This is a genomic window from Streptacidiphilus neutrinimicus (genome assembly GCF_000787815.1).
In the GTDB taxonomy this organism is placed as follows: Bacteria; Actinomycetota; Actinomycetes; order Streptomycetales; family Streptomycetaceae; genus Streptacidiphilus; species Streptacidiphilus neutrinimicus.
In genome coordinates this window covers 49,050-71,634 of sequence record NZ_BBPO01000011.1, presented here as the reverse complement: position 1 = coordinate 71,634, position 22,585 = coordinate 49,050, and the positions used below count along the sequence as shown (strand labels likewise).

Sequence of the window (22,585 nt, the reverse complement as noted above, 5' to 3'; positions counted from 1 at the left end):
TGGCGTGCTGGTCAGTTCGGCACCACAGCGACCGGTGCCTCGGCCCGGTGCAGCACGCGCTGGGGCACGGTTCCCAGCAGGAGCCCGGTGCGGTGGTGCAGGCGGTGGCGACCGAGGACGATCATGGTGGCGTCCGCGGCCGCCTCGAGCAGCACCTGGTCCGGCGCGCCGAAGGCGACCCGCGTGGTGACCGGCACGGCGGGACGCATGGTGCGGGCGTCGGCGAGCAGGGTGTCCAACTCGGCGCTCTCGTCCGCGTCCAGTGCCGCGGCGGCCTCCTCCGACGCGACGGTGTAGGGGCTTGGAAGCGTCCACGCGCGCACGGCGAGCAGCGGCGCGCCCTGGGCCTCGGCCTCCGCGAAGGCGAATCCGACCGGCGCCGGTGCCTCGCGGGCGACACCGACGACCACGGTGCCGCCTGCTGGGGCGGCCGTCCCTGTGGTGGTGTGCGGCACCACCACCACGGGGACCGGTGCGTGGGCCACGAGGCGGTGACTGACGGATCCGAGCAGCGGCGCCAGGAGATCGCCCCGTCCCCGCCGGCCGACCACCAGCACGGCGGCGTTCTCCGCCAGGCTGATGAGGCCGTCCGTGGGCGCCTCGGACAGCAGGACGGTGTCGATCTTCAGGCCCGGAGCCGTCGCGCGCACCCCTGCGGCGATGTCCTCGAGGAACGTCGCAGCGGCTCTGAAAGTCGAGTCGCCGATGGTCCGCGTGAGGGCTTCCGGGAGTTCGTAGTCCAGATGGTTCCAGGAGTGCGCGATCAGCAGGGGCGCATCGCGCAGCCGGGCTTCGCAAACGGCCCAGTCCAGTGCGGCCTTCGCTCCGGCGGACGGGTCCACGCCCACGAGCACGGCACCCGGACGCCTGGTTTCGGTCAGCAACGTGTACATAGGGCGTCTCCTGTCGCCGAGTGGTCCTCCGACCCCCGCCAACGCCGTTCCGCTTCGTCATGCCTTGCCGTCCGAGGAGACCTTGCCGTACGACACACTCGGGCCGTCACCGCACGCAGGGACGGCCCTGACTCCGTCGGACTCCAAGGTGTCCGGTATCCACACTGACCGAGCCGCAGCGGGTGCGCGTGGGCCGTTGGTCCCCGGAAGATGCCCGGTCGGCACCGCGCACGGGACTGGACTGGCTCCGGAGGACGCCCCGGGTGGCCGTACGTCCGCCCGGGCCGTTGCATGAAGGCATGAGCACTCTGAACGACCTCCTGGTCGAGATCGACAAGTGGCCCGATCCCATCCACCGCGACGACGTCCGCGAACTCGTGCGGCGAGCCTGGGGCATCGCCATCGGCCATGGTCAGTACAGCCCGAGGATGGTCGACGATGAGGACGACATCGAGCCGCACGGGCTGGAAAGCCGGCTGCTCCGCCTTGAGGAGGCGCTGCGACGCAAGGGGCTCTCCGACAGCGAGATCGCTCAGATCTAGATCGACCCCGTTGGGGCCGGGTGGCCGGCCTGTGGGCGGCCCACCTGGTCGCGGCTGCGGACGGTGGGGCGGTGTCAGGCTTGGCCGGGGTTGGACCCAGGGGTGGGGTTCCGGTCAGGTGATGCGGGGCGTGCGGACGGCTGACGTGCCTTCAGTCGCTCGCACCTCCCACGCCGTTCTCGGGCGTTCCGGTCCGGACGGTGGGAACCAGCCGGTCGGGGGCGGCCCGGTGGGAGTGCGGTTTCCCACGATTCGCCTCTGAGCCGTGGAAGCGCCGCGGCTGCCTCACCGCGCGGACTCCAGGGGCTCGTCCGTGCGGGTGTCGTCGAAGGCGAACGTGAGTCTGGCGTGGACGGCGACGACGCCGTCCACGGACCGGCACAGTCGCTCCACGATCGGGATCATGCTCTTGCGCTCCAGTTGGCCCCGCAACGTGACCACCCCGTCCGCGACGTCGACCCAGAGCGTTGCCGGGTCGATGACCATCGTGCGTCGCAGCACGTCGCGGACCACCTCCTCGCGGATGGCCCGGTCGGCGCGGAGGAAGACGCGCAGCAGGTCGCTGCGGCTGACGATGCCGACCAGGCGGTCGGTTTCGTCGACGACCGGGAGGCGCTTGACGTGGTGGCGGTCCATCATGCGGGCGGCCTCCACGACCGACCACTGCGGCCGGGCGGTGAACACGGTGCGGGACATGAGCCCCTGGGCGTCCTCGGCCTGCGCCCGCTTCCGGTTGCCGGGGCTCATCCACAGCGACGGCGTGTGTCCCGCAGGGTCGGGCTGACCGGACTCCTTGCGGAGCAGGTCCGCCTCGGAGACGACGCCGATGACCCGGTGGGCGTCGTCGACGACCGGTACGGCGCTCACGTCGCGCTCGGCCAGCAGCGCCGTGACGGCCTTGTAGGAGGCGTCACTGCGGACGCTGGCGACATCGTGGGTCATCACGTCGCTGACGGTGCGGTGCTGCATCGCGTCACTCCCAGGTTGCGGACCGCGTTTGACGGTGCGCGGGTGTTCGTTCTGGGCTGCGGCCCCACGTTCTAGTTCTGGGCTGCGGCCCCACGTTCCACGGTCCGTCGGTACCGGTTTCGTGTGATGGGCCGAACGGACCCCGTCGCGGGGCCGGCAGGCACATCCGAGGACGGGGGACGCTCGGCAGTCCCGCAGGGTCGTCCGGCCCTTCCCGAGCCTGGACCTCCGTGGCGCACTGGACTCAGGGCGGGAGCACGGGGGCGCTCTGATCAAGGAGGCCGTGATGGCGTACGCAGACGGTGGCTCGGGCCGCGTCGTGGTCGGCATGGACGGGACCCTCGAGAGCCGGCATGCCGCGGCCTGGGCGATGGACGAGGCGGCCCGCCGCAAGGTGGCGGTCGAGTTCGTGCACGCCTACGAGTACCCGCCGCCGCTGCTCCCGTTCTACGACTCCGCGACGGAACTCGGCGAGGACCACCTGCGTGAGGTGGCGCGTGCGGCGATGTCGCGTGCGGTAACCGATGCCTCCGCCGGGGAGCGGGGCGTGCACGTCAGCGGCGAGGTCCGCGACGGCGTACCCATCGAAGTGCTGCTGGACGCCGCCCGCGAGGCGTGCCTGCTGGTCGTGGCGACGCGGGGGACCGGGGCGCTGGGTGAGCTGGTGGTCGGCTCGACCGGCACCGCTCTGGCGGGCCAGGCCGCCTGCCCGGTGGTGATCGTCCCCGCGCCGAAGGAGACCGGGGCACCGAGCGCGCCGGGGCCGGTGGTCGTCGGCGTCGACGGTTCCCCGCACGGGGAGGCTGCGCTGCGCCGCGCCATGGAGGAGGCGTCCCTGCACGGCCGTTCCGTCGTGGCCGTGCACGCCTGGCATGCCATGCCCGGCGGCCTGTCGGCCACGGCCGCCGCGCAGCAGCGGCGCTTCCGAGCCGACGAGGTCTCCCACGAGCTCCTGGTGTCCGAGGCACTCGCGGGGGAGGGACAGCGGTTCCCGGAGGTCGCGGTGAAGACCCAGGTGGTCCAGGACCACCCGGTCCGCGCGTTGCTGGACGCGGCCCGCGAAGCGTCGCTGGTCGTCGTCGGCGCTCGGGGCACCGGCGGCTATCCCGGCCTGGCGCTCGGCTCGGTCGCCCTCGGGGTGCTGCACCACGCCACCTGCCCAGTCTGCGTCGTCCCGGACTGACATGGGATCAGACGGACGAACCCATGAGAGACCGAACCAGAAGGCCTGGCTAGCACGAAGGAGCGCGTCATGAAAACCGAACCACGCCCCATGTCGGGCGACTACCACACCAAGACGTGGAACGTCCGGATCGACATCTTCGAGGAAGGTGACATCACTCGGGTGCATGCCTCGCTCGACACCGGTGACAACCGCCTCCAGGCCACCTCGGCTTCGCGCCGTGACCCGGTCGACCGGCCCATTCCGGAGATCGGCGACGAGTTCGCCGCCGGCCGCGCGCTTGTCGACCTCGGCTACCAACTGCTGCGCGCGGGCAACGCCGACTCCGCGGCCAATCCTGTCGACGTCGCCAAGTGAGGCGCGCGTCCCCTAGGGCTGCCAGTGGTCACCCGTCGGCTTGGCCGCCGCGCAGCCGCGACGCCACGCGCGCCCTGGCCAGCAGCAGCGAGGTCTCCATCGCGGCCAGCCGGAGCCGAGCCGTCTTCGCCCGCTCCGCATCCGAGACCGCGCGCGTTCGTGCCCGCTCGGCCTCCGGGTCGGGCCCCGGTCCGGGCCACTCCGGTGAGTCGGGGATCAGCGCGTGGTACTTCGCGCCGAGCTGTTGGAGATGGGCCTCCAGGGCGGCCTGGGCTGAACGGAGTGCGGTCTCGAGCTCTTCCATCGTCAACACGGGCGCAGCATACGACCCGTCGACCGGGGCCGCGGGGCAGGCATGACCCGGCCGTGTCCCGCCGGGGTCCGCGAGCTCGTCGAGCGGGACCATCGGCCCATCGCTGTGGCCCGCCCGGCCGCTGCGTCGCATGCGCCGCGCGGCCGACGCTGGAATCGGGTGACAGCTTCCTGTTCCGAGGGCGACTCGTCCCGGAGCCAGGAGGCTTCCGTTCGGGAAGGAAGATCGAGATGAGACACCGCATCGTCGACGACCTGATGACGCGCGAAGTGACCAGCGTCCAGGCGGACACGCCGTTCAAGGAGATCGCCGAGATCCTCACCGGAGAGGAGATCAGCGCCGTGCCGGTGCTCGACGGCTCCGGACGACTGATCGGCCTGGTCTCCGAGGCGGACCTGCTGCGGAAGCAGGCTGCCCAGGCCGAGCCCGAGGGCCGCGGGCCGGCGCCGCGCTCCGCGTCCGAGTTCGAGCCCGGTGTGGCGGCGGCGACCGCCAGGGACGTGATGACCTCGCCCGTGTTCACCGCGCACTCCGGCTGGAGCGTGGTGGAGGCTGCCCGCGCCATGAAGCAGCACGGCGTCAAGCGGCTGCCCGTGGTGGACGACCTGGACCACGTGATCGGCATGGTCAGCCGCCGCGACCTGCTGCGCGTCTTCGTCCGAACCGACCGCGCCATCCGCGAGGAGATCGAGTACGACGTGCTGCGCGAGACGCTGGTGCTGGACCCCGGCGCCGTCCAGGTCCACGTCGTCGACGGCGTGGTGACCCTCGTCGGCCGGGTGCCGCGCCACAGCCTGGTGCCCGTTGTCGAGCGTCTGTGCCGCGGCACGGACGGCGTGGTCGGCCTGGATTCGCAGCTGGGCTTCGTCGAGGACGACCTCCGCGCCACCCACACAGTGGGGTGAACCGGTCATGCTCGTCCGCGACGTGATGAACTCACCGGCGGTCACCGTCGGCCCCGGCGACTCGATCCGACGGGCCGCCGAGTCCATGCGCGCGCATGACGTGGGTTGCGTCCTGGTGACTGTCGGCGGAGTGCCCCTCGGCGTCGTCACGGACCGCGACATCACGGTGCGGGCGGTCGCGCCCGGGCGGGATCTGGAGGCGCCGGTGACCACGGTCATGTCCGAGCCCGTCGTCACTGTGGACGCGGACACGGACCTCGCCGACGCCTACGGCGCCTTCCGGCGCACCGGGCGCCGACGGCTCCCGGCCGTCGTCCAGGGGCGCGTGGTCGGGCTCCTGGCCGTCGACGACCTGTTCCTCGACGTGTTCCAGCGTTTCGCGGACCTGCTCGGCCCCGTCTCCTGGAGCACGCTCACCGACGAGCCGCTCGACGAAGGGCCCCTCGGCGAGGCCGTGTGAGCCGGCGCGACAGGAACGCAACATCTGTCGGCGACAAGGACATGAAGGGAACGTGGTGGTGATGTCGAGCCTGGGAGTCGCGATCGTGCGGCAGTACCAACGCGGGGTCGTGTTCCGCTTCGGACGGCTGCGCAACGTCCGCAAGCCCGGGATCCGGCTCATGATCCCGCTGGCGGACCGGATGACCAAGGTCACGCTGCGGACGGTGACTATGCCGATTCCTTCGCAGCAGGTCATCACCCGGGACAATGTCTCCATCGGCGTGGCCGCGGTGACCTACTTCCGCCGGGTCGACCCGGTGAAGTCCATTGTCGAGATCGAGGACGTGGCCACGGCCGTGGGCCAGATCGCCCAGACGACCGTCCGCAACGTCGTGGGCCGGTCGCTGCTGGACCGGGTGCTGACCGACACCGAGACCCTCAACGAGCAGATCAAGGAGCTGCTCGACGGGCTCACTCAGCAGTGGGGCGTCTACGTCCTGCTGGTCGAGCTCAAGGACATCGAACTGCCGCAGACCATGCAGCGCGCGATGGCCCGCCAGGCCGAGGCCGAGCGGGAGAAGCGCGCCAAGATCATCGCCGCCGAGGGCGAGGCGCTGAGCGCCGGGCGTCTGGCGGAGGCCGCAGACGTCATCGCCGAGCACCCGATCGCCCTGCAACTGCGCAACCTCCAGATCCTCGGCGAGATCGCGGCGGAGAAGAACTCCACCATCGTCTTCCCGGCGCAGTTCCTCGAAAGCGTGCGGGCCCTCGGCCGCTTCGTCGAGACGGAGACGGCGGCCCGGTCGGCCGACAAGGTCGCTCCAGGAGTCCCGCCCGACGAGAACCGGGTCGCGGCACCTCGCACGGAGGCCGCCACGGCGGTGATCGCGGCCGTGAACGGCGGGAAACCGGAGTGACATCATGGCAACCGCTCACGTGCGAGACCTCGCCACCCGGGTGACGCGGACGTCCCGCGGATCCGAAGTCCGGCACGGCGGCAAGCCGCCCCAGCGGCCGGCGCCACGCACGGAAGCGTGGCCCGCGGTAGCGCGGTGCGTCGCCGTGAGCGCGGCTCTGCTCACCGGCGGACGGGTCAGGCTCACCCACGGACGGATCGGCAGCCGGATACGGTTCGCCGACGGCTCCTCCGCACTCGTGTACCGCGAGACCCGCCTCGGCGGCAGACGGCCGCGGACGCGTGCGCGCTCGTGGTCGCTTTCCGGCTCCGCGGGGTCCACGGGCGCGGCCACACCCTGTTCCGCTGGGAGAGCATCCTCAACACCCCGCTGTTCGTCGGCTTTCCGGGATTCCGGTCCAAGCTCTGGCTGGCCGCCGACGAGCACGGACGCTACCGGGGCGTCTACGAGTGGGACGGCGCGGAGCGCGCCGAGCACTATGCGCGGTGCCTGTGGCGGGTCCTCGCGCTGGTGAGCGCGCGCGGCTCGATCCGCTACGCCCTCCAGCCCGGAGTCCACCGGGACGAACTCATCCGCAGCTCCCCACACCGGGGCCGGACACGCCCCGGTGGCGAGGACGCGTGGTGGCTGCCCGTGGGCCCGCCGTGAGCCGCACCACCGGGACGCCGGACGTGCTGGTGGTCGGCGCCGGGCCGACCGGCCTCGCGCTGGCGCTGTCGGCGCACCACCACGGAGCCGGCGTGCGGGTGGTCGAGCGACGGCCGCAGGCCTTCCGCCCCTCCCGGGCGCTGATCACGCACGCGCGGACCCTCGAGGTGCTGCGCCCGCTCGGCGTCACCGACGCCCTGCTCGCCCGGGCGGACACCGCCCCGGCCGCCGCCTTGCACCTCGGGAACCACGTCGTCGAGGAGCGCCTCGCCGAGCTGGCCCTGCCCGACACCTCCTTCCCCCATCTGACGCTGGTGCGCCAGGCGGACGTCGAGGCGGTGTTCGGCACGGCCCTTGAGGAACGCGGGATCCGAATCGAGCGCGGCACCGAGCTGCTCGGCGTCACCGACGGCGCAGACCGGGCCGTCGCCGAACTGCGCACCCCACTCGGCCTCGAACAACTCGGCTGCCGTTTCGTCGCGGGGTGCGACGGACCCGCGAGCACCGTACGCGCCTTCACCGGGATCGGCTGGCGCGGCGGTCCCTACCCGGAGGAGGTCGTCCTGGCGGACCTGGAGTTCGACGACGACCGCGCCACCGGCACGCATGTGGTGGCCGGACGGCAGGGCCTCGTGTTCCTCTTCCCCCTCGGCGAGTCGGCCACCTGGCGAATGCTCGCCACCCGACCGGCACCGGACGTGCCGGCCCCCGCATTCGGGCAGCCCGGCCCACCCGTGGAGCGAGCCGAACTCGAGCGGCTCCTCCGGGACGCCGGATTCGACGATCCGATCGGCGAGGTCGCGTGGTCGGAGCGGGTGCCCCTGCAGCACCGACTGGCTCCGATGTTCCGGTCCGGACGGCTGTTCCTGGCCGGAGACGCCGCACACGCGTACTCACCCGCCACCGGCCAGGGCATGAACGCCGGCATCCAGGACGCGGCCAACCTGGGCTGGAAACTCGCCTTCGCAGCCACCTCCGGGACACCGCCGGCGGGCCTGCGGCCCCTGCTCGACAGCTACAGCGCGGAGCGCCGCCCCGTCGCCCTCGGCCGACTGCTGCTGACCCACGCGGCCTTCTGGGGCGAGGCCTCCACCGCCCCGCTGCCCTCCTGGCTGCGCGGCACCGTCGCGCCATTGGCAGCGCCCGCCGCTCCGCTGCTGCTGCACCGGCGGCGCCTGGTCGCGCAGGGGATCCGCACCATCTCGCAGCTGCGGGTGCACTATCGCGGCAGCGCGCTGTCCGTCGAGGCCTCGCCCCGACCGGCCGGCTGGCGTGCGGGCGACCGGCTCCCGGATCTTCCCGTCGCTGTCTTCGGCCGGGTGAGCCGACTCCACACCCAGCTCGCCACGCCGGGCGTCCACATGCTGCTGCGTCCGCAGGCGGCGCCCCCGGTCCTGCCCCCGCTGGGGCCGCATGTCACCGTCCACCGTCTTGAAGGGCTGCCCGGCGAGGGGCTCACCCTCGTCCGACCGGACGGATACATCGGGCTCCGCTGTGCCGAGGCAGACATGACCGCGCTGCGCGACTGGCTGAGACGTACCGCCACTCTGCCGGAGCAGGGGCGGGCACAGGCCGTGTGGGACAGTGAGCCCGGACCGAACGGCCCTTCCGGCGCGGCGTCCGACGCGTAGCGTGGGATCAGGGTGTCCTGCCTGCGTCGGCACCGAGGAGGCGCGCCGTGGATCTCTCCTTCCTCCGTCCGCTCTATGCCCGCCCGGGCCCTTCGCGTGCGTCTACCTGGAGGCTCCCGGTGACGGTGACGGTGACGGGCGTCCGGCCCGGGGAGCCGGGTGGACGCACCTGCGCGACGAACTCGTGGCTGCGGGTGCCGACGTCGCCACCCTCGGAGCGCTCGGGCACGGCATGCCCTCCGACGACCCGGCCCTGACCGGCCGTGGCATGGCGTTGTTCGCCGCGCACGGCAGGCTGGCGCTGGCCGAGCCGCTGCCCGAACGTCCCGCACGTGATCGGGCGAAGGTCACGTTCGTGCCGGACGCCATGCCGCTGGCCCTCCAGCGCGCCCCGGATCTCCCCTACACGGCCGTCCAGGTGAGGCGGATCCACGAACCGGACGGCACGTCACGGCTGGTGGCCGAGACTCAGACCGGCCGCTGGCCGCTGGCGCGCGCCGCGCCGCCGGAGCCGGCCCTGCGACATGCGGCCGCAGGAGAGTGGCGCCAGGAAGCCCAAGCCCTGGCTCTCGAACTGACGGTCGAGGCCGATCGCGCCGGCAGCGAGGTCGTCATCATGTCCGGCGACCGCTGGGCCTGCTCTGTGCTTGACGAGATGCTGCCCCCGCGGCTCCGCGAAAGCGTCATGCGCATCGACGTCGCGGCGGAGCCCGCCGAGCCCGGCCGACTGCTCTTCGCCACCGAACTCGGCGACCTGCTCGACGGCCGTCTGAGCAGCCGTGACCGTCACCATCTGGACCGGTTCCTGGAAGAACGCGCCCGGCACGGGGAGGCCGTGGAGGGCCTCGCCGCGACCACACAGGCGCTCCGCGCGGGCGAGGTCGCGGTACTGCTCGTCGACACCCCGAGCGAACTGGACCGGGAACAGCTGTGGGTGGGTGCCGCCACCAGCCGTGTGGGCATGACGAGAGAGGAACTCCGACCGCTGGACGCCTCGGCCTGCTGGCCCGCGCCCGCCGACGCCGCCGTACTCCGGGCCCTGGTCGGCGAGGGCGGCGAACTCGTCGCCATGCCACGAGGAGAACTCCCGTTGACGGACGGGATCGGCGCACTTCTGCACGACCGGTCACCGCATCGGGCCGCTTGACCGTATCGGCCGCGTGCCGGACGCCCGAGCACCGCGCGCGCCTGTCCAGTCGGTGCGGACAGGAGCCTGGGTGGCGCGTCATGCGTCCGGCGTAAGGCCGCGCGGGTCGCCTTCAACGCCAAGACGCGAATCGTCGAGCCTTGGCACGAGCGCCAGCTCGCGGGTCACCACGACGGCGGCGGTTGAACGCCGGCGCCGCTCGCCCAGATCGTGGTCCGGCTGCCGACTGTTGGCCGGACCATTGGCCGGAGCCCGGGTGGCGCTGCGATCCTGTCCGCCTGGATCACCTCGGGCCGTGCAGGCGTACCGCGGTGACCTTGTACTCCGGACAGGAGGTGGTCACGTCGGCATGGGCGGAGGTCACGCTGTTCACCTGGTCGTCGGGGAAGTGGAAGTCGCAGAAGAGCTGTCCGGGGGCCACTTCGGTGGTGACGTGGGTGGTCAGCGATGCGTGTCCGTGGCGGCTGGTGACGGTCACCGGGACGCCGTCGCGCAGGCCGTGCCGGGCGGCGTCGTCGGGGTGGACGTCGAGGGGGTCCTGCGGCGCGAGCAGGAGGTTGTCGGTGCGCCGGGTCATGCTGCCGGAGTTGTAGTGCACCAGGCGGCGTCCGGTGACGAGGATCAGCGGATAGCGCTCATCCGGCTCCTCTCCCGGTGGCAGGTAGGGGACGGCGGCCAGGTGGGCGAGTCCGTCGGGTGTGGCGAAGCGGTCGGCATGGAGCTTGGCCTCGCCGGGGCGGTCGGGGGCCGGACAGGGCCAGGGGACGGCTCCTTCCCGGTCGAGCCGTTCGTGGGAGAGGCCGGCGAAGTGGGGGGCGAGCGCGGCGCACTCCGCGAGGGCGGCGGCGGGCGTCGGGCAGCGCAGGTCGGCGCCGTAGGCGGCGGCGACGGCGGTCACGATGTCGAAGTCGCTGCGGGCCTCCCCGGGCGGTTCCAGGGCCGGGCGGACGCGTTGGAAGCGGCGGTCGAAGTTGACGAAGCTGCCGTCCTTCTCGAGCCAGGAGGCCGCGGGCAAGACGATGTCGGCGTGGCGTGCGGTCGAGGTGAGGAACAGTTCCTGACAGATCACCAGGGGACAGGCGTCCAGGGCCTCGGCTACGCGCGTCGTGTCCGGGTCGGTGGCGCACACGTCCTCCCCGACGATCCACAGCGCCCGCAGCTCGCCGCCTCGCGCGGCCGCGAACATCTCCGGGATCCGCAGCCCGGGCCGTGCCGGGACGGGGGCGCCCCACACCTCGAGGGCGCGGGCGCGCGCCGCCGGGTCGGCGACCTTCCCGTAGCCGGGCAGCGCGTCGGGGAGCGCGCCCATGTCGGAGGCGCCCTGGACATTGTTCTGCCCGCGCAGCGGGATGACGCCGCAGCCGCGGTCGGTGCCCACGGCGCCGCGCAGGATCGCCAGGTTGGCGAGCGCGCGCACCCCGTCCGTGCCGTGGAGGTGCTCGGTGACGCCCAGGCCGTACAGGATGCCGGGCCGCCGGGCGCGGCCGAACAGCCTCGCGGCCGTGACGATGTCGTCGGCGGGTACTCCGGTCAGCGCGGCGGCGCGCTCGGGTGGGTACTCGGCCAGCAGCGTGGTGAGTTCGTCCATTCCGGTGGCCCGACCGCGCAGGAAGTCCTCGTCGGCCAGCCGCTCGGCCAGCAGCACGTGGGCGATGCCGTGGCACAGGGCCACGTTGCTGCCGGGCCTGAGCCGCAGGTGCACGTCGGCGTGGCGGGCGAGCCCCACTGCGCGCGGATCGGCGACGATCAACGCGGCACCGCGCAGGGCGACTTCGAGGAGGCGTGCGCCGACCACAGGGTGGGCCTCGACGGGGTTGGCCCCGACGACGAGCAGGCAGTCGGCGTGCTCGATGTCGTCGAAGGAGTCCGTGCCCCCCGCCAGGCCGAAGGAGGCGGTCAGTCCGGCCGCGGAGGGGGAGTGGCACAGCCGGGAACAGTTGTCGATGTTGTTGGTGCCGATGACGGTGCGCAGGAACTTCTGGAGCAGGTAGTTCTCCTCGTTGGTGGCACGCGCGGAGGAGATCGCGGCGACCGCGTCGGGGCCGCCCGCGGCGACGGCGGCGTGCAGGCCGCCGGCGATGCGGTCGAGCGCCTCGTCCCAGGTGGCGGGCTCCAGGCGGCCCTCGCGCCGCACCATGGGCTGGGTGAGGCGCTCGGGGGAGTGCACGAAGCCGTGCGCGAACCTGCCCTTCACGCAGGCGTGACCGCGGTGGGGGAGTGCACGAAGCCGTGCGCGAACCTGCCCTTCACGCAGGCGTGACCGCGGTTCACCGGGCCGTCGCGGTCCGGCAGCACGGCGGTGACCTCGCCGTCCCGGGTGACGACCTCCAGTGAGCAGCCCACGCCGCAGTATCCGCACGTGGTGCGGGTGACATCGGCGGAACGCCGGACGGCCGAGCGGTGCGCGGCGGCGCCAGGGGCCAGCCCGGGCTGGGAGAGCGCCCCGGTGGGGCAGGTGTCCACGCAACCGCCACAGCCGACGCAGTCGGAGTCGACCCAGCGGCCCCCGGTACCGGGAGCGACCACCGTGTCCGCACCCCGGCCCACCAGGGTGAGCGCGAAGGCCCCCTGTACCTCGGCGCACATCCGCACGCAGCGCCCGCAGGCGATGCACAGGTCGCGGTCGAGGTGGACGTAGGGGTGGGAGTCGTCGCGGCCGCGTTCGGAGGCTCCTTGCGCGGTCGCCGGTGGGATGTCCAACCGTGCGCACAGCGAGGACAGTTCGCTTTCGACGCCGTCCAGGGCGCGCTGCGGCAGCGCCGAGGCGATCAGTTCCACGGCGTCGTGGCGCAGGCGCAGCAGTTCCGTGTCGGCCGTCTCCACGGCGTCGTCCTCGGTGGCAGGTGTCACGCAGGCGGCGGTGACGCCGCCGTTCACGCGCACGAGGCAGGTCCGGCAGGAGCCCGCCGGAGTGAGCCGGTCGTCGTGGCACAGCGTCGGCAGGTCGACGCCCACGGCGCGCACCGCGTCGAGCAAGGTCGCGTCGTCACGGACGGCGACAGGCTGCCCGTCCACCCGCAGCTCCGTCATCGGTCCCACCCCGCGAGGCGGTTGCCGTAGGCGCGGGCGAGGCTGCGTACCGAGGCCGGTACCCGGCGTCCGAAGGCGCACAGGCTGGTCTCGGCCATCAGGTCCAGCAGGCGGCTGTACTGCGCGTCCGGAGTGTCCCCGGCGGACACCAGGGCGAGCCCGCGCCGGGAGCCGATCCGGCACGGGGAGCAGGCCCCGCAGCTCTCGGCCTCGGCGAACTGCCACACGTGCCGCAGCACCTCCGAAGGCTCCAGCCGCTCGTCCAGGGCCACCAGACCGGCATGGCCGAGCGCGGCCCCGTGCTCCGCCAACCCGTCGTCGGTCAACGGCACGTCCAGAGCATCGGGCGCGAGGAAGCCGCCGAGCGGGCCGCCGACCTGGAGAACGGCCAGCGCGGAGCCCTCGCGCAAGCCGCCGCCCAGCTCGGTGACGACCCAGCGCAGTGGCACCCCGAACTCCACCTCGTACACACCCGGACGGGCGAAGCGCTCGGACAGGCTCACCAGCTTGGTACCGGACTGCTCGGGGACCCCACGGCGGGCGTACGCGGCGCCGCCGTGCAACGCGATCCACGGAAGGGCCGCCAGCGTCTCCACATTGTTGACCACCGTCGGCGCCTGCCACAGGCCGTGATCGGTCGGGAAGGGAGGGCGCGCCCTGGCGCAGCCCCGGCCGCCTTCGAGACCGGCGATCAGGGCGGTCTCCTCTCCGGCGACGTACGAGCCCGCGCCCGCGACGACCCGCACGTCGAGGCCGACGGGACCGCCGTGCACAGCCTCCCCCAGATGCCCCTCCGCGTAAGCGCGCGCCACCGCCTCGCGCATCCGCTCCAGCGCCCTCGGGTACTCCGAACGCACCAGCACCAGGCCCTCATCAGCCCCGCACGCGAAGCAGGCCAGCGCGAGCCCCTCCAGGACCCGGTCGGGATCCCGCTCCATCAGCAGGCGGTCGGCGAAGGATCCCGGATCGCCCTCGTCGCCGTTGGCGACGACCACCGTGCCGCGGCGACGTCCCGCCGCCGACCACTTCGCCGCCACCGGAAACCCGGCGCCCCCGCGCCCGCGCAACCCGGAGACCGCCACCTGCGCCTGAAATGCGTCCGGGGTCATGTCGGCGACCACGCGCGGCCATGCCTGCCACCCCGTCCCACCCCTCGTGATCCCTGCGAGCAGGACGGGGTCACCCGTGGCGTCGGAGACCGGGATCGGCGGGTCACGCCTGGACTCCCGTCCGGCAAGCTGCGCGGCCACGGCACTTCCCGTGCACGGCATGTCGCCGTCCAGTGCTGCCGGACTCGCGTAGCAGTACCCCAGGCACCGCACAGCCTGAAGGGACACCGAGCCGTCGGCTGCCACCCGGTCGACCGCCACGCCGAGCTCGCGCTCCACCTCGTCCACGTGACAACCACCCCGGGCGGCGAAGCAGGCCGTGGCGGTGCACACCCGAACGTGGCGACGGCCATGAGGGGAGGCCAGATCGGCGTAGTAGCTCGCCGGCCCCAGCCCTGCCGCCGCGGGAAGGCCCGCATCGGCCGCCACCCCGGGAGCCCATTCCTGCGGGCCGTCGGCGGTGGCGGAACGAGCTCGGGCGAGGGATTCCAGCAGCTCACGCCCGGTCCGCCCGCGACGGCGGGCGAGGGCCCGAAAAGCGTCGTAACGCGGCGGCACACCCATACCTCCATCCTCCGAACGCCTCCCGGGCTTCGCATCCGCAAACTGGTCGCCCGGCCGCCAGCGGCCGGACGGCGCGCTGGGAGGCGCAGCCGACGGAGCCAGGCAGGTGAGCCCGTCGCCTTCGGCCGCGGCGCGAGCCACCGCGACTCGCCGTGTCGACAGGGGCCCGTGAGGCTCCGTCCGTCCCGGCGGGTGGCCCCTTCACCAGGGACCACCGGCCCTAGCCGTGCTGTGGAGGCGGGTCGAGTCTGACCGTATGAGCGTGATCACGGTTGACCATCTTCGGAAGACCTACCGTCGGCTCGTGGCTGTCGACGACGTGTCGTTCGATGTCGAACCGGGAGAGATCTTCGGGATTCTCGGTCCGAACGGCGCCGGCAAGACGACCACCGTCGAATGCGTTCAGGGCCTTCGCCGCCCGGACGGCGGGACGATCCGGGTCCTGGGGCTCGACCCGACGACGCAGGCCGCCCAACTGCGGCAGCGGATCGGCTCACAGCTGCAGGACTCCGCCCTGCCCGGCCGTTTGAGGGTCGCGGAGGCCGTCGAGCTGTTCGCCGCCTTCGCCCGTCGTCCCGTCGACCGCGACGAACTGCTGGCGCGCTGGCACCTGGAGGAGCAGCGCAGCAAGGCGTTTGACTCCCTCTCCGGCGGTCAGCGCCAGCGGTTGTTCATCGCGCTCGCGTTCGTGAACTCGCCCGAGTTGGTGTTCCTCGACGAGTTGACGCAGGGCCTCGACCCCCAGGCGCGGCGGGAGACCTGGGACCTGATCCGGGAGATCCGGCACGGCGGTACCACGGTCGTCCTGGTCACGCACTTCATGGACGAGGCGGAACACCTCTGTGACCGGGTCGCCGTCGTCGACGGCGGGCGACTGGTCGCGCTCGACTCCCCGCAGGGGCTGATCGACGGGCTGGAGCTGCCCTCGGTCGTCCGGTTCAGCACCGCTGAACCGGATCTGGCCTGGCTGGAGAAGCTGGAGGAAGTGGAGTCCATGACACGGCGCCGGGACGCGGTCGAGATCCGTGGAGCCGGACCGGTGCTGGCGCTGGTCGCGTCCGAACTCGTCGCGCACGGGATCGTCCCGCGGGACCTGCGCGTGGACCGCCCGACCGTCGAGGACGCGTTCCTCGCTCTGACCGGCCGAGCCATCCGGCGGTGACAACGATGAGCGGCTACCTCGCCATGACCCGCACCGAGTTCCGACTCTTCCGGCGTGAACCCTTCTCGGTCGTCTTCGTCCTCGCCTTCCCGCTCATGATGATGATGCTGCTCGCGGCGGTGTTCGGGAACAACCAGGCCGACGCTCACAAGATCCAGAACGGCCTGCTCGTGTGGCGCGGTGTCACCCCTGCCGACTACTACGCGGCGGCGTCGGCGGCCGTGATCGTCGCCGCCATCGGGCTGATGACCCTCCCCATCACCCTGGCCGGCTACCGCGAGCGCGGCATCCTGCGACGGTTCAAGGCCTCCTCGGTCCCACCCCGGGCCCTCATCGCCGGGCAGCTGACCCTCGCGCTCGCCACAAGCCTGGCCGGCACGCTCGTGATGGCGGTCGTCGCGCGGCTCGCGTATCACACCACGCTCCCCAAGGACGCGCTCGGCGTCGCCGTCGCTCTCCTCGTCGGAGCTGTCGCGTTCGGAGCGATCGGACTGCTGCTCGCGACCGTGATACGCACCAGCCGGTCGGCCCAGGGCATCGGGCTGTTGTTGTTCTTCAGCCTGTGGCTCGTCTCCGGTACCGCACCTCCGCGCGCGGTGCTGCCCACAGGCCTGCGCGATGTCGGCGGTGCGCTGCCTCTCGCCCACCTCGTCACCGCCGTCCAGAACCCGTGGCTCGGCTTCGGCTGGAGCGGCGCCGACCTCGCAGCCCTGGCCGCCTACGCGGTGGTCGCCGGCGTCCCCGCGCTCTGGCTGTTCCACGGGGAATGAACGGAACCGCGTTGCCGCGCGCTCTTCGGGTGAAGTCGCCGGGCGCGGGACCGGCGGTGAGGATGGGCCCAGGCTGTGCGACGCGAGGCTCGGAGGCGGGAGGTGTCGTTCACTCAGGTGATGGACCGCGTCGCCCAGGGCTTCGAGGGCCTGGGCGCGGCGATCCTGGTGTTCGGCTTTGTGCTTGCCGTCGTCCTCGCCTGGAGGTCCTGGAGGCGGACGGGGCGAGCGGGTGAGGGCTACCAGGTGTTGCGAGAGTGCTTCGGGGGCACCCTGCTGCTGGCCCTGGAGGTCCTCGTCGCGGCGGACCTGATCCGTACGGTGGCCGTCGCGCCCAGCCTGGACAACGTCGCCGTGCTCGGTGTGATCGTACTGATCCGGACGTTCCTCAGTTTCTCCCTGGAGATCGAGATCGAGGGCGTCGCCCCGTGGCGACGTGCTCTCACCAGCGGCACGACCGCAACCCGGCAGGCCGTGCGCCGTGCCGGGACACGTCCGGAGCCGCCCTCGGCCTGATCGGTGAGGGGTTGTGGCCAGGCGCGGTCCGATGGAGCCGTTCGGGTGAGCCCTCGAGGCGGAAGGCCACAGTGCGCGCCACCGAACGGATGACCGCGCTGACCCGGCCCGGGAACCGCCAGTCAGTGGCGGTCCCCGGGCCGGGGTCGAAGCCGACGCACGCTGGTGCCTCGCGTCAGCGCGGCTTTTACGCTCTCACCGCTTCTTTTACGCTCTCACCGCTTCTCTGTGGGTGCCGGCTGTCAGGGCCCAGATCACGAAGATGTTGACGGCGATCAGGACGATGGCCCAGAAGGGGTAGTAGGGCAGCCACAGGAAGTTGGCCAGCATGCCGAAGCCCGCGGCGACGACACCGACCACCCGGGCCCAGACAGCCCCGGTGAACAGCGCGCAGCCGGCGAGGAAGATCAGGATGCCCAGGCTCAGATGCAGCCAGCCCCAGCCGGTGACGTTGAAGCTGTAGACGTAGCTGCCGGTGACCACGTAGCGGGTGTTGTTGATGACCGCGCCGATCCCTTCGAGGATCGCCATGGCACCGCCGAAGATCATGAGGCAGGCGGCGAAGAGAGTCCAGCCGGCGGCGAAGGGCTTGTGGTAGGTCTGAGCCCGAGTCGTCGGCGTTTCACTGACATGGGTGGCCATTGTCGGCCTCCTTCGGAGAAGGTTCTTCGGACGCGGTGGACAGTCTGGGTGTGGGGGTCGTGGGCTCCACCGGATGGTGTCGGCGCGTGTCCCGCCAGGGGTTGGCCTTTCTTGGGGCAATGGACCCCGGTTCGTCCACCGCGTGCTCAGCTCGCGGATTGCTCGGGGGGTTCTCCGTCGTCCGCATGGCGCGTCCTCCGGCGATGATCACCTGAATCGCCGACCGGTCGGGCCCCTCGCGCGGCAGCGGTACCCACGTTCGGGGTCGAGGTCTCCCACCAACCCTTGCAGGACGCGCGTGATCTGGTCAGGGCCATCAGGCCCACATGCCGAGGCCGCTCGGCCGCCGAGGCGCGGCGTTCGTCCCTGCTGCCTGCTGCTCGAAGCCACCGAACGCTTGCCACGTCCGCTGCCGACGACAGCGGACCGCACATCAAGCTGTCGTGGGCTTTGCGGTGCGGTCGGCGTCCGGCTGCGCCGTCGCAGCCGGTGCCAGCCTCGCGACGGTCACGTAGGCGACCACGACCGCCACGATGACCAGAGGCATGAGCGCGAGTGCGTCGCTCGCCAGAAGCAGACTGGCCAGCAGCACGGAGGTCAACGGGAGCCTCAGCATCGCCACGGCCATGGCGCCGATCCCCATGCCGACGCCCGCGATCATCGGAAGACCCGGCAGGTGGGAGAGGGCGATGCCGCCTGCCGCGCCGATGAACAGGCTCGGGAACACCGGCCCGCCCCGGAAGCAGCTGAGCGAGATGCCGTAGGCAAGTCCCTTGAACAGCACCACCAGTACCAGTGCGCCCACGGTCCAACCGGCGGCGTTCTGCACCAGGGCGGGCAACGCGCTCTGGCCGGAGAACAGGACCTCGGAGGAGCTGTGGCCGGTCGCCTCGCCGAAGGCGACGGCGCACCCGGCCACCGCCAGGCCGGCGGCCGGTGTCAGCAGGAGGATGCGTCGTTCGACACGTGGCTGGAGCAGCAGGGCCAGCCGGCGGATGCCGCTGCCGAGGAAGGCCGCCACGAGACCGATGACGACGGCCCAGAGGAACTCGGCCGCGTCGGGCGTGGTGAAGGAGGGGATGTGGGGGATCGCCAGGCTGAAGGTGCCGTAGCCGGTCCATCTGTCGAGGCCGACGAAGATCAGCGCACCGATTCCCGAGGCGAGCAGGCCCGGCACCAGGATGACGCCGAGCATCGGACCGCTGAGGCCCGCGGCCTCCATGATCAGGAATGCTCCGGTGAGGGGCGAGCCCAGAAGCGTGGCGACGGCCGCGAAGCTTCCGGCCGCACCGATGACCGCAGTCGCCGTGGCTGGTGCGTCGCGCTTGAGTAGGTGTACGGCGAGCGTGCCGAGTCCGCCACCAAGGGCGATCAACGGCGCCTCAGGGCCGAGGACCGCACCGAGGCAGAGCGTGGCGAGCGAGGCGAGGAGGATCCCGTAGAGGTCAGCGGGTTCGACACGGCTGCCCGTCTTGAACCCCTCAGCGGGCTTGTGCCCAGAGGTTCCCGGTAGGTGACGGATGCTCAGGGCGACCACGAAGCCGCTCAATGCCAGCGGCAGCAGAGGCCACCAAGCGGGTTCGCCGGCAAAGCCGAGATCCTTGGGCAGGGTCGTGAAGACGAACTTCTGCGCCTCGCCTACCGCCTTGAGGTAGAAATACGCCGCCGCCGCGACGGGCACACCGATGACGGCGCCCAGGAGCAGGAGTGCGACGTAGTTCCGGGACCTGAGGAGTGCTGCCGCATCCGGGCCTGCGGTGCCAGTGCCAGCACCTGTCTCGGTCACCCTCCGTATGCTAGCCGATCACTCTGGGATTCCCTTCCAGGCGCGGCGTACTGTCCGGCTTCCGTCGCCGACCGGGCCTGAGCGTCGGGCCCGATCGGCGACGAGGCAAGGGCCGGTCAGCCCACGCGCCGCAGCCTGACGTGGGTGGAGTGTCGAAGGGAGCCGGCGCACAGGTCGTTGTGAGGCAGGTGGCTGCCATGGTCGCGTTGAAGGCTGAGTACGGAGTCAGGTCCGCTGTGCGCTGGCACGTCGTCCCCGACCTCGACGGGGCGGCCCTGTGCCGCAGGCTGCTCTCGCCCATCGCAGAGATGCGCCCCATCGCCGACATGACTCAGGACGGCATCGAGCCCGGGCAGCTGTGCCAGCCCTGCCTGGCCGCCTACGAGGATGGGGTGACCACCGTGGACGCCTGGAGCGAAACCGTGGCTGAGACCGACTGACCCGCTCGCCCGCGAACCGGGTCTCGCGCGCGCCCTGACCACGGTGCTTGTCACGGCGGAACTATGTCGCATGGCTCGGCGGCTCGGCATCCGGCTTGTTCGGCGCGTGTGCCGGCGGGCGCCTGTCGCCCGTGCTGCGGTAGTGGTCGCGGTAGATGATCTTGTAGAGGGGGATCCACCGGGGGATGCGGTTGACGCCCGGAATCCATGGCGCGAACATGGGCAGCAGGAAGCCGAAAAGGATCATGAGCAGGCCGACGTCGAGGTCGAGGTTGGCGTTGCCGGAGGGGTTCAAGGCGGGGATCTGGTACATCCCGGCATACAGCCAGAGCCACACCTGGCCCGGGTAGTCCCACAGTTCGTTCATGACGCCCCACTGGTCGCCGGCGACGCCCTGCGCCGTCGCGACGGTGCCCCAGAGAGTGCCGTCCCCGAAGAACATGGTCCCCATGGTGGTGTCGGTGGTCAGCTGCTGATCGCTGCCCTGGAAGTACCCGTCGAGGCTCCCGTTGGAGGCGATGCGCTGTTCCGCCTGGATGATCACCGGGACGGGCCCGTAGTCGCCCGGCGGCACCGTGGCCGTGATGGGGGTGAACCTCGCCCCCGACGCCCCGAGCGCCTTGGCGTAGTTGTTCAGCCAGGTCGCCTGCCGGGCCGAGGCGAGCTGGTCGGCCGATGCGCCGGGGGACAGGTCGCCGCCGGCTTGCTTGTACTGACGGACCGCCAGCGCGACGGCGGAGTCGAAGGGTGCGACGAGTCGGGAGACCGGGGCCAGGACGAAGTCGTCGGCGGTGTTGATCGGGAGGGTGAGGCCGAAGATCGATTTCGCGATGTCCGCGGGGTGGATCCCGATGAACTCCTGCGATGCCCCGGAGGTGGTGTTGAACGGGGGGCCGTAACCGGCTGTCTTGCTCCCGCCGAGCAGTTCCTGGACGGCGGTCTGGGCCAGGTCGGAAGGGTCGTTCGTGTCCCAGTACCGGGCGCTGAACGCCTGCCCCGGCGGGGAGGCGGGTGCGCCCGGGTAGGTGAGCCCGCCGTCGGGGGACCCCCACAGGCTGGCGGCGAGGATGCACAGCAGGGCCACCGCCGCGACCGCGACGGTTCCCTCGGTGATGAGGTCGAAGCGTCGTTCGGGGCCTTGCCAGGTGGCCACCGGGTGGCGCTTGGCGCGCGCCTTGGTCGGCTCATGGGTTGGCGTTGCCATTTCCCCTCCTCACCCCCGGTTCGACGCGGAGACCGAGGGCTGGGCCGGCGCATCCGGGACCTCCAGCGCCTCCGCGCCGGGCGGCGGCGCCACGCCCCGGCGCCGGATGAGACCGATGTGGGCGGAGACGATGAACAGCAGCACCGCGACGGTGACGACCACATGCAAGGTGAACTGCTGGCCCGCGTTCATGACGTTCCAGACGGCGCCGATGCCGATCGCGTTGAACGCGTCCTTGGCCTGCTGGCCGATCCACTGGCTGTCCCAGTTCGTCATCATCAGGAAGCCGGTGAACGCCGTCAGAATGCTGACGATGAACGCGAGGACACCGGTGATCCACGTCCACCCGCGTCCGCCGCGCCAGCTCATGGTGAAGAAGGTCGTGATGAAGTGGACGGCCATGAACAGGAACATGGCCTGCACGCCCCAGAAGTGAATGCTGTTCATGAACGCGCCGAAGGTGTTCGTGTGCCAGAACGACACACCGCCGAGCGCGATGACCGTGCCGCTGAGAATGGTGACGATGAGCGCCGCCAGGGTCAGCACGCCCATGGTGTACAGCACCGAGGAGACGTAGGCCGGCTCCCGGTCGGGAAGCAGTTTCCGTAGCGGGAAATTGCGCACCAGGTAGCCCCGCAGCCACGGGCTGGGCCGCACCCACGAGAACGGCTCGGTGCCTGTGGTGGCGGTGACCGGATCCCGGCCCGGGCTCGGCGGCGGAATACTCATGCGTCCTCCGACGGTTCGGTCTTTCCGCCGGGCAGCTTGACGAACATCCCCGCGACGAAGATCAGCACCACCAGGATCATCTCGACGAGATTGCCGACCTTGAGGGTGAACCAACTGAATGTGGCGGCGTGGAATCCGCCGTCACCCACGAGGTCGAACACCGCGCCCCAGAGCTGATTGATCATCCTTCACCTCCTCCTGCTGAGCCGGAACGGCTGCCTGCGGCCGTTCGGCCTCGGCAGTGAAGGCTGGCTGTGGGAAAGCGAGGACGAGCTTATGTGCCGAGAGTGCGGGGTTCTGTGTGCCACTCGTGGGCTTCCCTCGATCGTATGACCACCGCCTCCGCGACAACGGGGCCACGACAGCGTCGATGCCGATGTCGTGGCTCTGTTCAGCGGTATGTGCGGCCCTCGGCAAGCGGTGCGCCGGTCGGAGCAAAGCCGGGCGGCGAGGAGGGAACGACCTCCGGCCGATTGAAGGCAGTGCCTGTGCCTGCCGGGATCAGGCCCGCCTGGCGCGCCTTGTCGGAGCGGTGAAGTCAGCCGCACGCCCATCGCACGCACCGACGGAGGACAGACCGAAGGCCGCGCCCGCAGCCGATCCTCGTCCGTCCGCCGTAAGCCCGCGACTGTCCAGCCGCAGGCGGGTCCGGCTCCGGCCGTACGGCCTGGAGGATACGGACCCGCC

At 71.7% G+C, this 22,585-nt stretch carries 24 protein-coding genes; 13 read left to right on the top strand and 11 right to left on the bottom strand.

The features are described from left to right. Positions 1 to 11: 11 nt before the first annotated feature. The gene (locus TR48_RS10175) at positions 12 to 893 is read right to left on the bottom strand and encodes a universal stress protein (protein WP_042365668.1); all 882 of its coding nucleotides are present in this window, start codon (positions 891 to 893) and stop codon (positions 12 to 14) included. Between the two features lie 299 nt (positions 894 to 1,192). Here TR48_RS10175 and TR48_RS10170 point away from each other — a divergent pair, with 299 nt between their 5' ends. After that, positions 1,193 to 1,435: a hypothetical protein gene (locus TR48_RS10170; RefSeq protein ID WP_042365667.1), complete on the top strand. Its 243-nt coding sequence runs from the start codon at positions 1,193 to 1,195 to the stop codon at positions 1,433 to 1,435. Between the two features lie 285 nt (positions 1,436 to 1,720). Here TR48_RS10170 and TR48_RS10165 read toward each other — a convergent pair whose 3' ends face one another. Continuing rightward, positions 1,721 to 2,404: a CBS domain-containing protein gene (locus TR48_RS10165; protein WP_042365666.1), complete on the bottom strand. Its 684-nt coding sequence runs from the start codon at positions 2,402 to 2,404 to the stop codon at positions 1,721 to 1,723. A 286-nt stretch (positions 2,405 to 2,690) separates the two neighbouring features. On the opposite strand from TR48_RS10165, the gene TR48_RS10160 reads away from it, so the two are divergent. Both TR48_RS10160 and TR48_RS10155 read left to right on the top strand, forming a co-directional pair. Continuing rightward, a complete protein-coding gene (locus TR48_RS10160) occupies positions 2,691 to 3,587 on the top strand; it encodes a universal stress protein (RefSeq protein WP_042365665.1) in 897 nt (298 codons plus the stop codon). Between the two features lie 69 nt (positions 3,588 to 3,656). Further along, complete coding sequence (locus tag TR48_RS10155; protein ID WP_236652089.1) at positions 3,657 to 3,944, top strand: dsRBD fold-containing protein; 288 nt, start codon at positions 3,657 to 3,659, stop codon at positions 3,942 to 3,944. A 28-nt stretch (positions 3,945 to 3,972) separates the two neighbouring features. Here TR48_RS10155 and TR48_RS10150 read toward each other — a convergent pair whose 3' ends face one another. Then, a complete protein-coding gene (locus tag TR48_RS10150) occupies positions 3,973 to 4,257 on the bottom strand; it encodes a hypothetical protein (protein WP_152627888.1) in 285 nt (94 codons plus the stop codon). A gap of 230 nt (positions 4,258 to 4,487) precedes the next feature. Here TR48_RS10150 and TR48_RS10145 point away from each other — a divergent pair, with 230 nt between their 5' ends. The 6 genes from TR48_RS10145 (at position 4,488) to TR48_RS10120 (ending at position 9,946) form a co-directional block, all read left to right on the top strand. Then, entirely contained in the window at positions 4,488 to 5,162 is a 675-nt protein-coding gene (locus TR48_RS10145; RefSeq protein ID WP_042365662.1) for a CBS domain-containing protein, read from the top strand. A gap of 7 nt (positions 5,163 to 5,169) precedes the next feature. Then, a complete protein-coding gene (locus tag TR48_RS10140) occupies positions 5,170 to 5,622 on the top strand; it encodes a CBS domain-containing protein (RefSeq protein ID WP_042365661.1) in 453 nt (150 codons plus the stop codon). Between the two features lie 61 nt (positions 5,623 to 5,683). Further along, the gene (locus tag TR48_RS10135; protein ID WP_042365743.1) at positions 5,684 to 6,520 is read left to right on the top strand and encodes a slipin family protein; all 837 of its coding nucleotides are present in this window, start codon (positions 5,684 to 5,686) and stop codon (positions 6,518 to 6,520) included. A gap of 291 nt (positions 6,521 to 6,811) precedes the next feature. Beyond that, complete coding sequence (locus TR48_RS44930) at positions 6,812 to 7,168, top strand: hypothetical protein (protein ID WP_063770956.1); 357 nt, start codon at positions 6,812 to 6,814, stop codon at positions 7,166 to 7,168. Continuing rightward, complete coding sequence (locus TR48_RS10125; protein ID WP_201777106.1) at positions 7,165 to 8,799, top strand: FAD-dependent monooxygenase; 1,635 nt, start codon at positions 7,165 to 7,167, stop codon at positions 8,797 to 8,799. Before TR48_RS44930 ends, TR48_RS10125 begins: the two co-directional genes overlap by 4 nt. A gap of 184 nt (positions 8,800 to 8,983) precedes the next feature. Continuing rightward, complete coding sequence (locus TR48_RS10120) at positions 8,984 to 9,946, top strand: baeRF2 domain-containing protein (RefSeq protein ID WP_042365660.1); 963 nt, start codon at positions 8,984 to 8,986, stop codon at positions 9,944 to 9,946. A gap of 283 nt (positions 9,947 to 10,229) precedes the next feature. Here TR48_RS10120 and fdhF read toward each other — a convergent pair whose 3' ends face one another. The 3 genes from fdhF to TR48_RS10110 are packed head-to-tail and all read right to left on the bottom strand — an operon-like array spanning position 10,230 to position 14,649. After that, on the bottom strand, positions 10,230 to 12,140 hold the full coding sequence (gene fdhF / locus TR48_RS10115) for a formate dehydrogenase subunit alpha (RefSeq protein WP_236652088.1): 1,911 nt from the start codon (positions 12,138 to 12,140) through the stop codon (positions 10,230 to 10,232). Next, entirely contained in the window at positions 12,137 to 12,976 is an 840-nt protein-coding gene (locus tag TR48_RS45355) for a 2Fe-2S iron-sulfur cluster-binding protein (protein WP_236652087.1), read from the bottom strand. Before TR48_RS45355 ends, fdhF begins: the two co-directional genes overlap by 4 nt. After that, positions 12,973 to 14,649, bottom strand: coding sequence for an NAD(P)H-dependent oxidoreductase subunit E (locus tag TR48_RS10110; RefSeq protein ID WP_042365659.1), 1,677 nt, complete (start codon positions 14,647 to 14,649; stop codon positions 12,973 to 12,975). The genes TR48_RS45355 and TR48_RS10110 overlap by 4 nt, the downstream gene beginning before the upstream one ends. A 304-nt stretch (positions 14,650 to 14,953) precedes the next feature. On the opposite strand from TR48_RS10110, the gene TR48_RS10105 reads away from it, so the two are divergent. From TR48_RS10105 to TR48_RS10095, 3 genes are all read left to right on the top strand, one after another. Continuing rightward, on the top strand, positions 14,954 to 15,811 hold the full coding sequence (locus tag TR48_RS10105) for an ABC transporter ATP-binding protein (RefSeq protein WP_369405568.1): 858 nt from the start codon (positions 14,954 to 14,956) through the stop codon (positions 15,809 to 15,811). Positions 15,812 to 15,816: 5 nt separating this feature from the next. After that, on the top strand, positions 15,817 to 16,581 hold the full coding sequence (locus TR48_RS10100; RefSeq protein WP_042365657.1) for an ABC transporter permease: 765 nt from the start codon (positions 15,817 to 15,819) through the stop codon (positions 16,579 to 16,581). Positions 16,582 to 16,683: 102 nt separating this feature from the next. Beyond that, positions 16,684 to 17,097 carry a DUF1622 domain-containing protein gene (locus TR48_RS10095; protein WP_084729160.1) on the top strand — a complete coding sequence of 138 codons (414 nt, stop codon included), beginning with the start codon at positions 16,684 to 16,686 and terminating at the stop codon, positions 17,095 to 17,097. A 207-nt stretch (positions 17,098 to 17,304) separates the two neighbouring features. Here the strand turns inward: TR48_RS10095 and TR48_RS10090 are convergent, their stop codons facing one another. Together TR48_RS10090 and TR48_RS10085 are read right to left on the bottom strand one after the other, a co-directional pair. Beyond that, positions 17,305 to 17,739, bottom strand: coding sequence for a DUF7144 family membrane protein (locus TR48_RS10090; RefSeq protein WP_042365656.1), 435 nt, complete (start codon positions 17,737 to 17,739; stop codon positions 17,305 to 17,307). A 433-nt stretch (positions 17,740 to 18,172) separates the two neighbouring features. Then, positions 18,173 to 19,525, bottom strand: a complete 1,353-nt coding sequence (locus tag TR48_RS10085) for a chloride channel protein (RefSeq protein WP_042365655.1) — start codon at positions 19,523 to 19,525, stop codon at positions 18,173 to 18,175. A 197-nt stretch (positions 19,526 to 19,722) separates the two neighbouring features. Here TR48_RS10085 and TR48_RS10080 point away from each other — a divergent pair, with 197 nt between their 5' ends. Further along, a complete protein-coding gene (locus TR48_RS10080) occupies positions 19,723 to 19,965 on the top strand; it encodes a hypothetical protein (protein ID WP_152627887.1) in 243 nt (80 codons plus the stop codon). Positions 19,966 to 20,026: 61 nt separating this feature from the next. Here TR48_RS10080 and TR48_RS10075 read toward each other — a convergent pair whose 3' ends face one another. The 3 genes from TR48_RS10075 to TR48_RS10065 are packed head-to-tail and all read right to left on the bottom strand — an operon-like array spanning position 20,027 to position 22,083. Continuing rightward, on the bottom strand, positions 20,027 to 21,169 hold the full coding sequence (locus tag TR48_RS10075; RefSeq protein ID WP_042365653.1) for a hypothetical protein: 1,143 nt from the start codon (positions 21,167 to 21,169) through the stop codon (positions 20,027 to 20,029). Between the two features lie 9 nt (positions 21,170 to 21,178). After that, a complete protein-coding gene (locus tag TR48_RS10070; protein WP_084729139.1) occupies positions 21,179 to 21,898 on the bottom strand; it encodes a cytochrome b N-terminal domain-containing protein in 720 nt (239 codons plus the stop codon). Continuing rightward, positions 21,895 to 22,083: a hypothetical protein gene (locus tag TR48_RS10065; protein ID WP_042365652.1), complete on the bottom strand. Its 189-nt coding sequence runs from the start codon at positions 22,081 to 22,083 to the stop codon at positions 21,895 to 21,897. Before TR48_RS10065 ends, TR48_RS10070 begins: the two co-directional genes overlap by 4 nt. Positions 22,084 to 22,585: the final 502 nt, after the last annotated feature.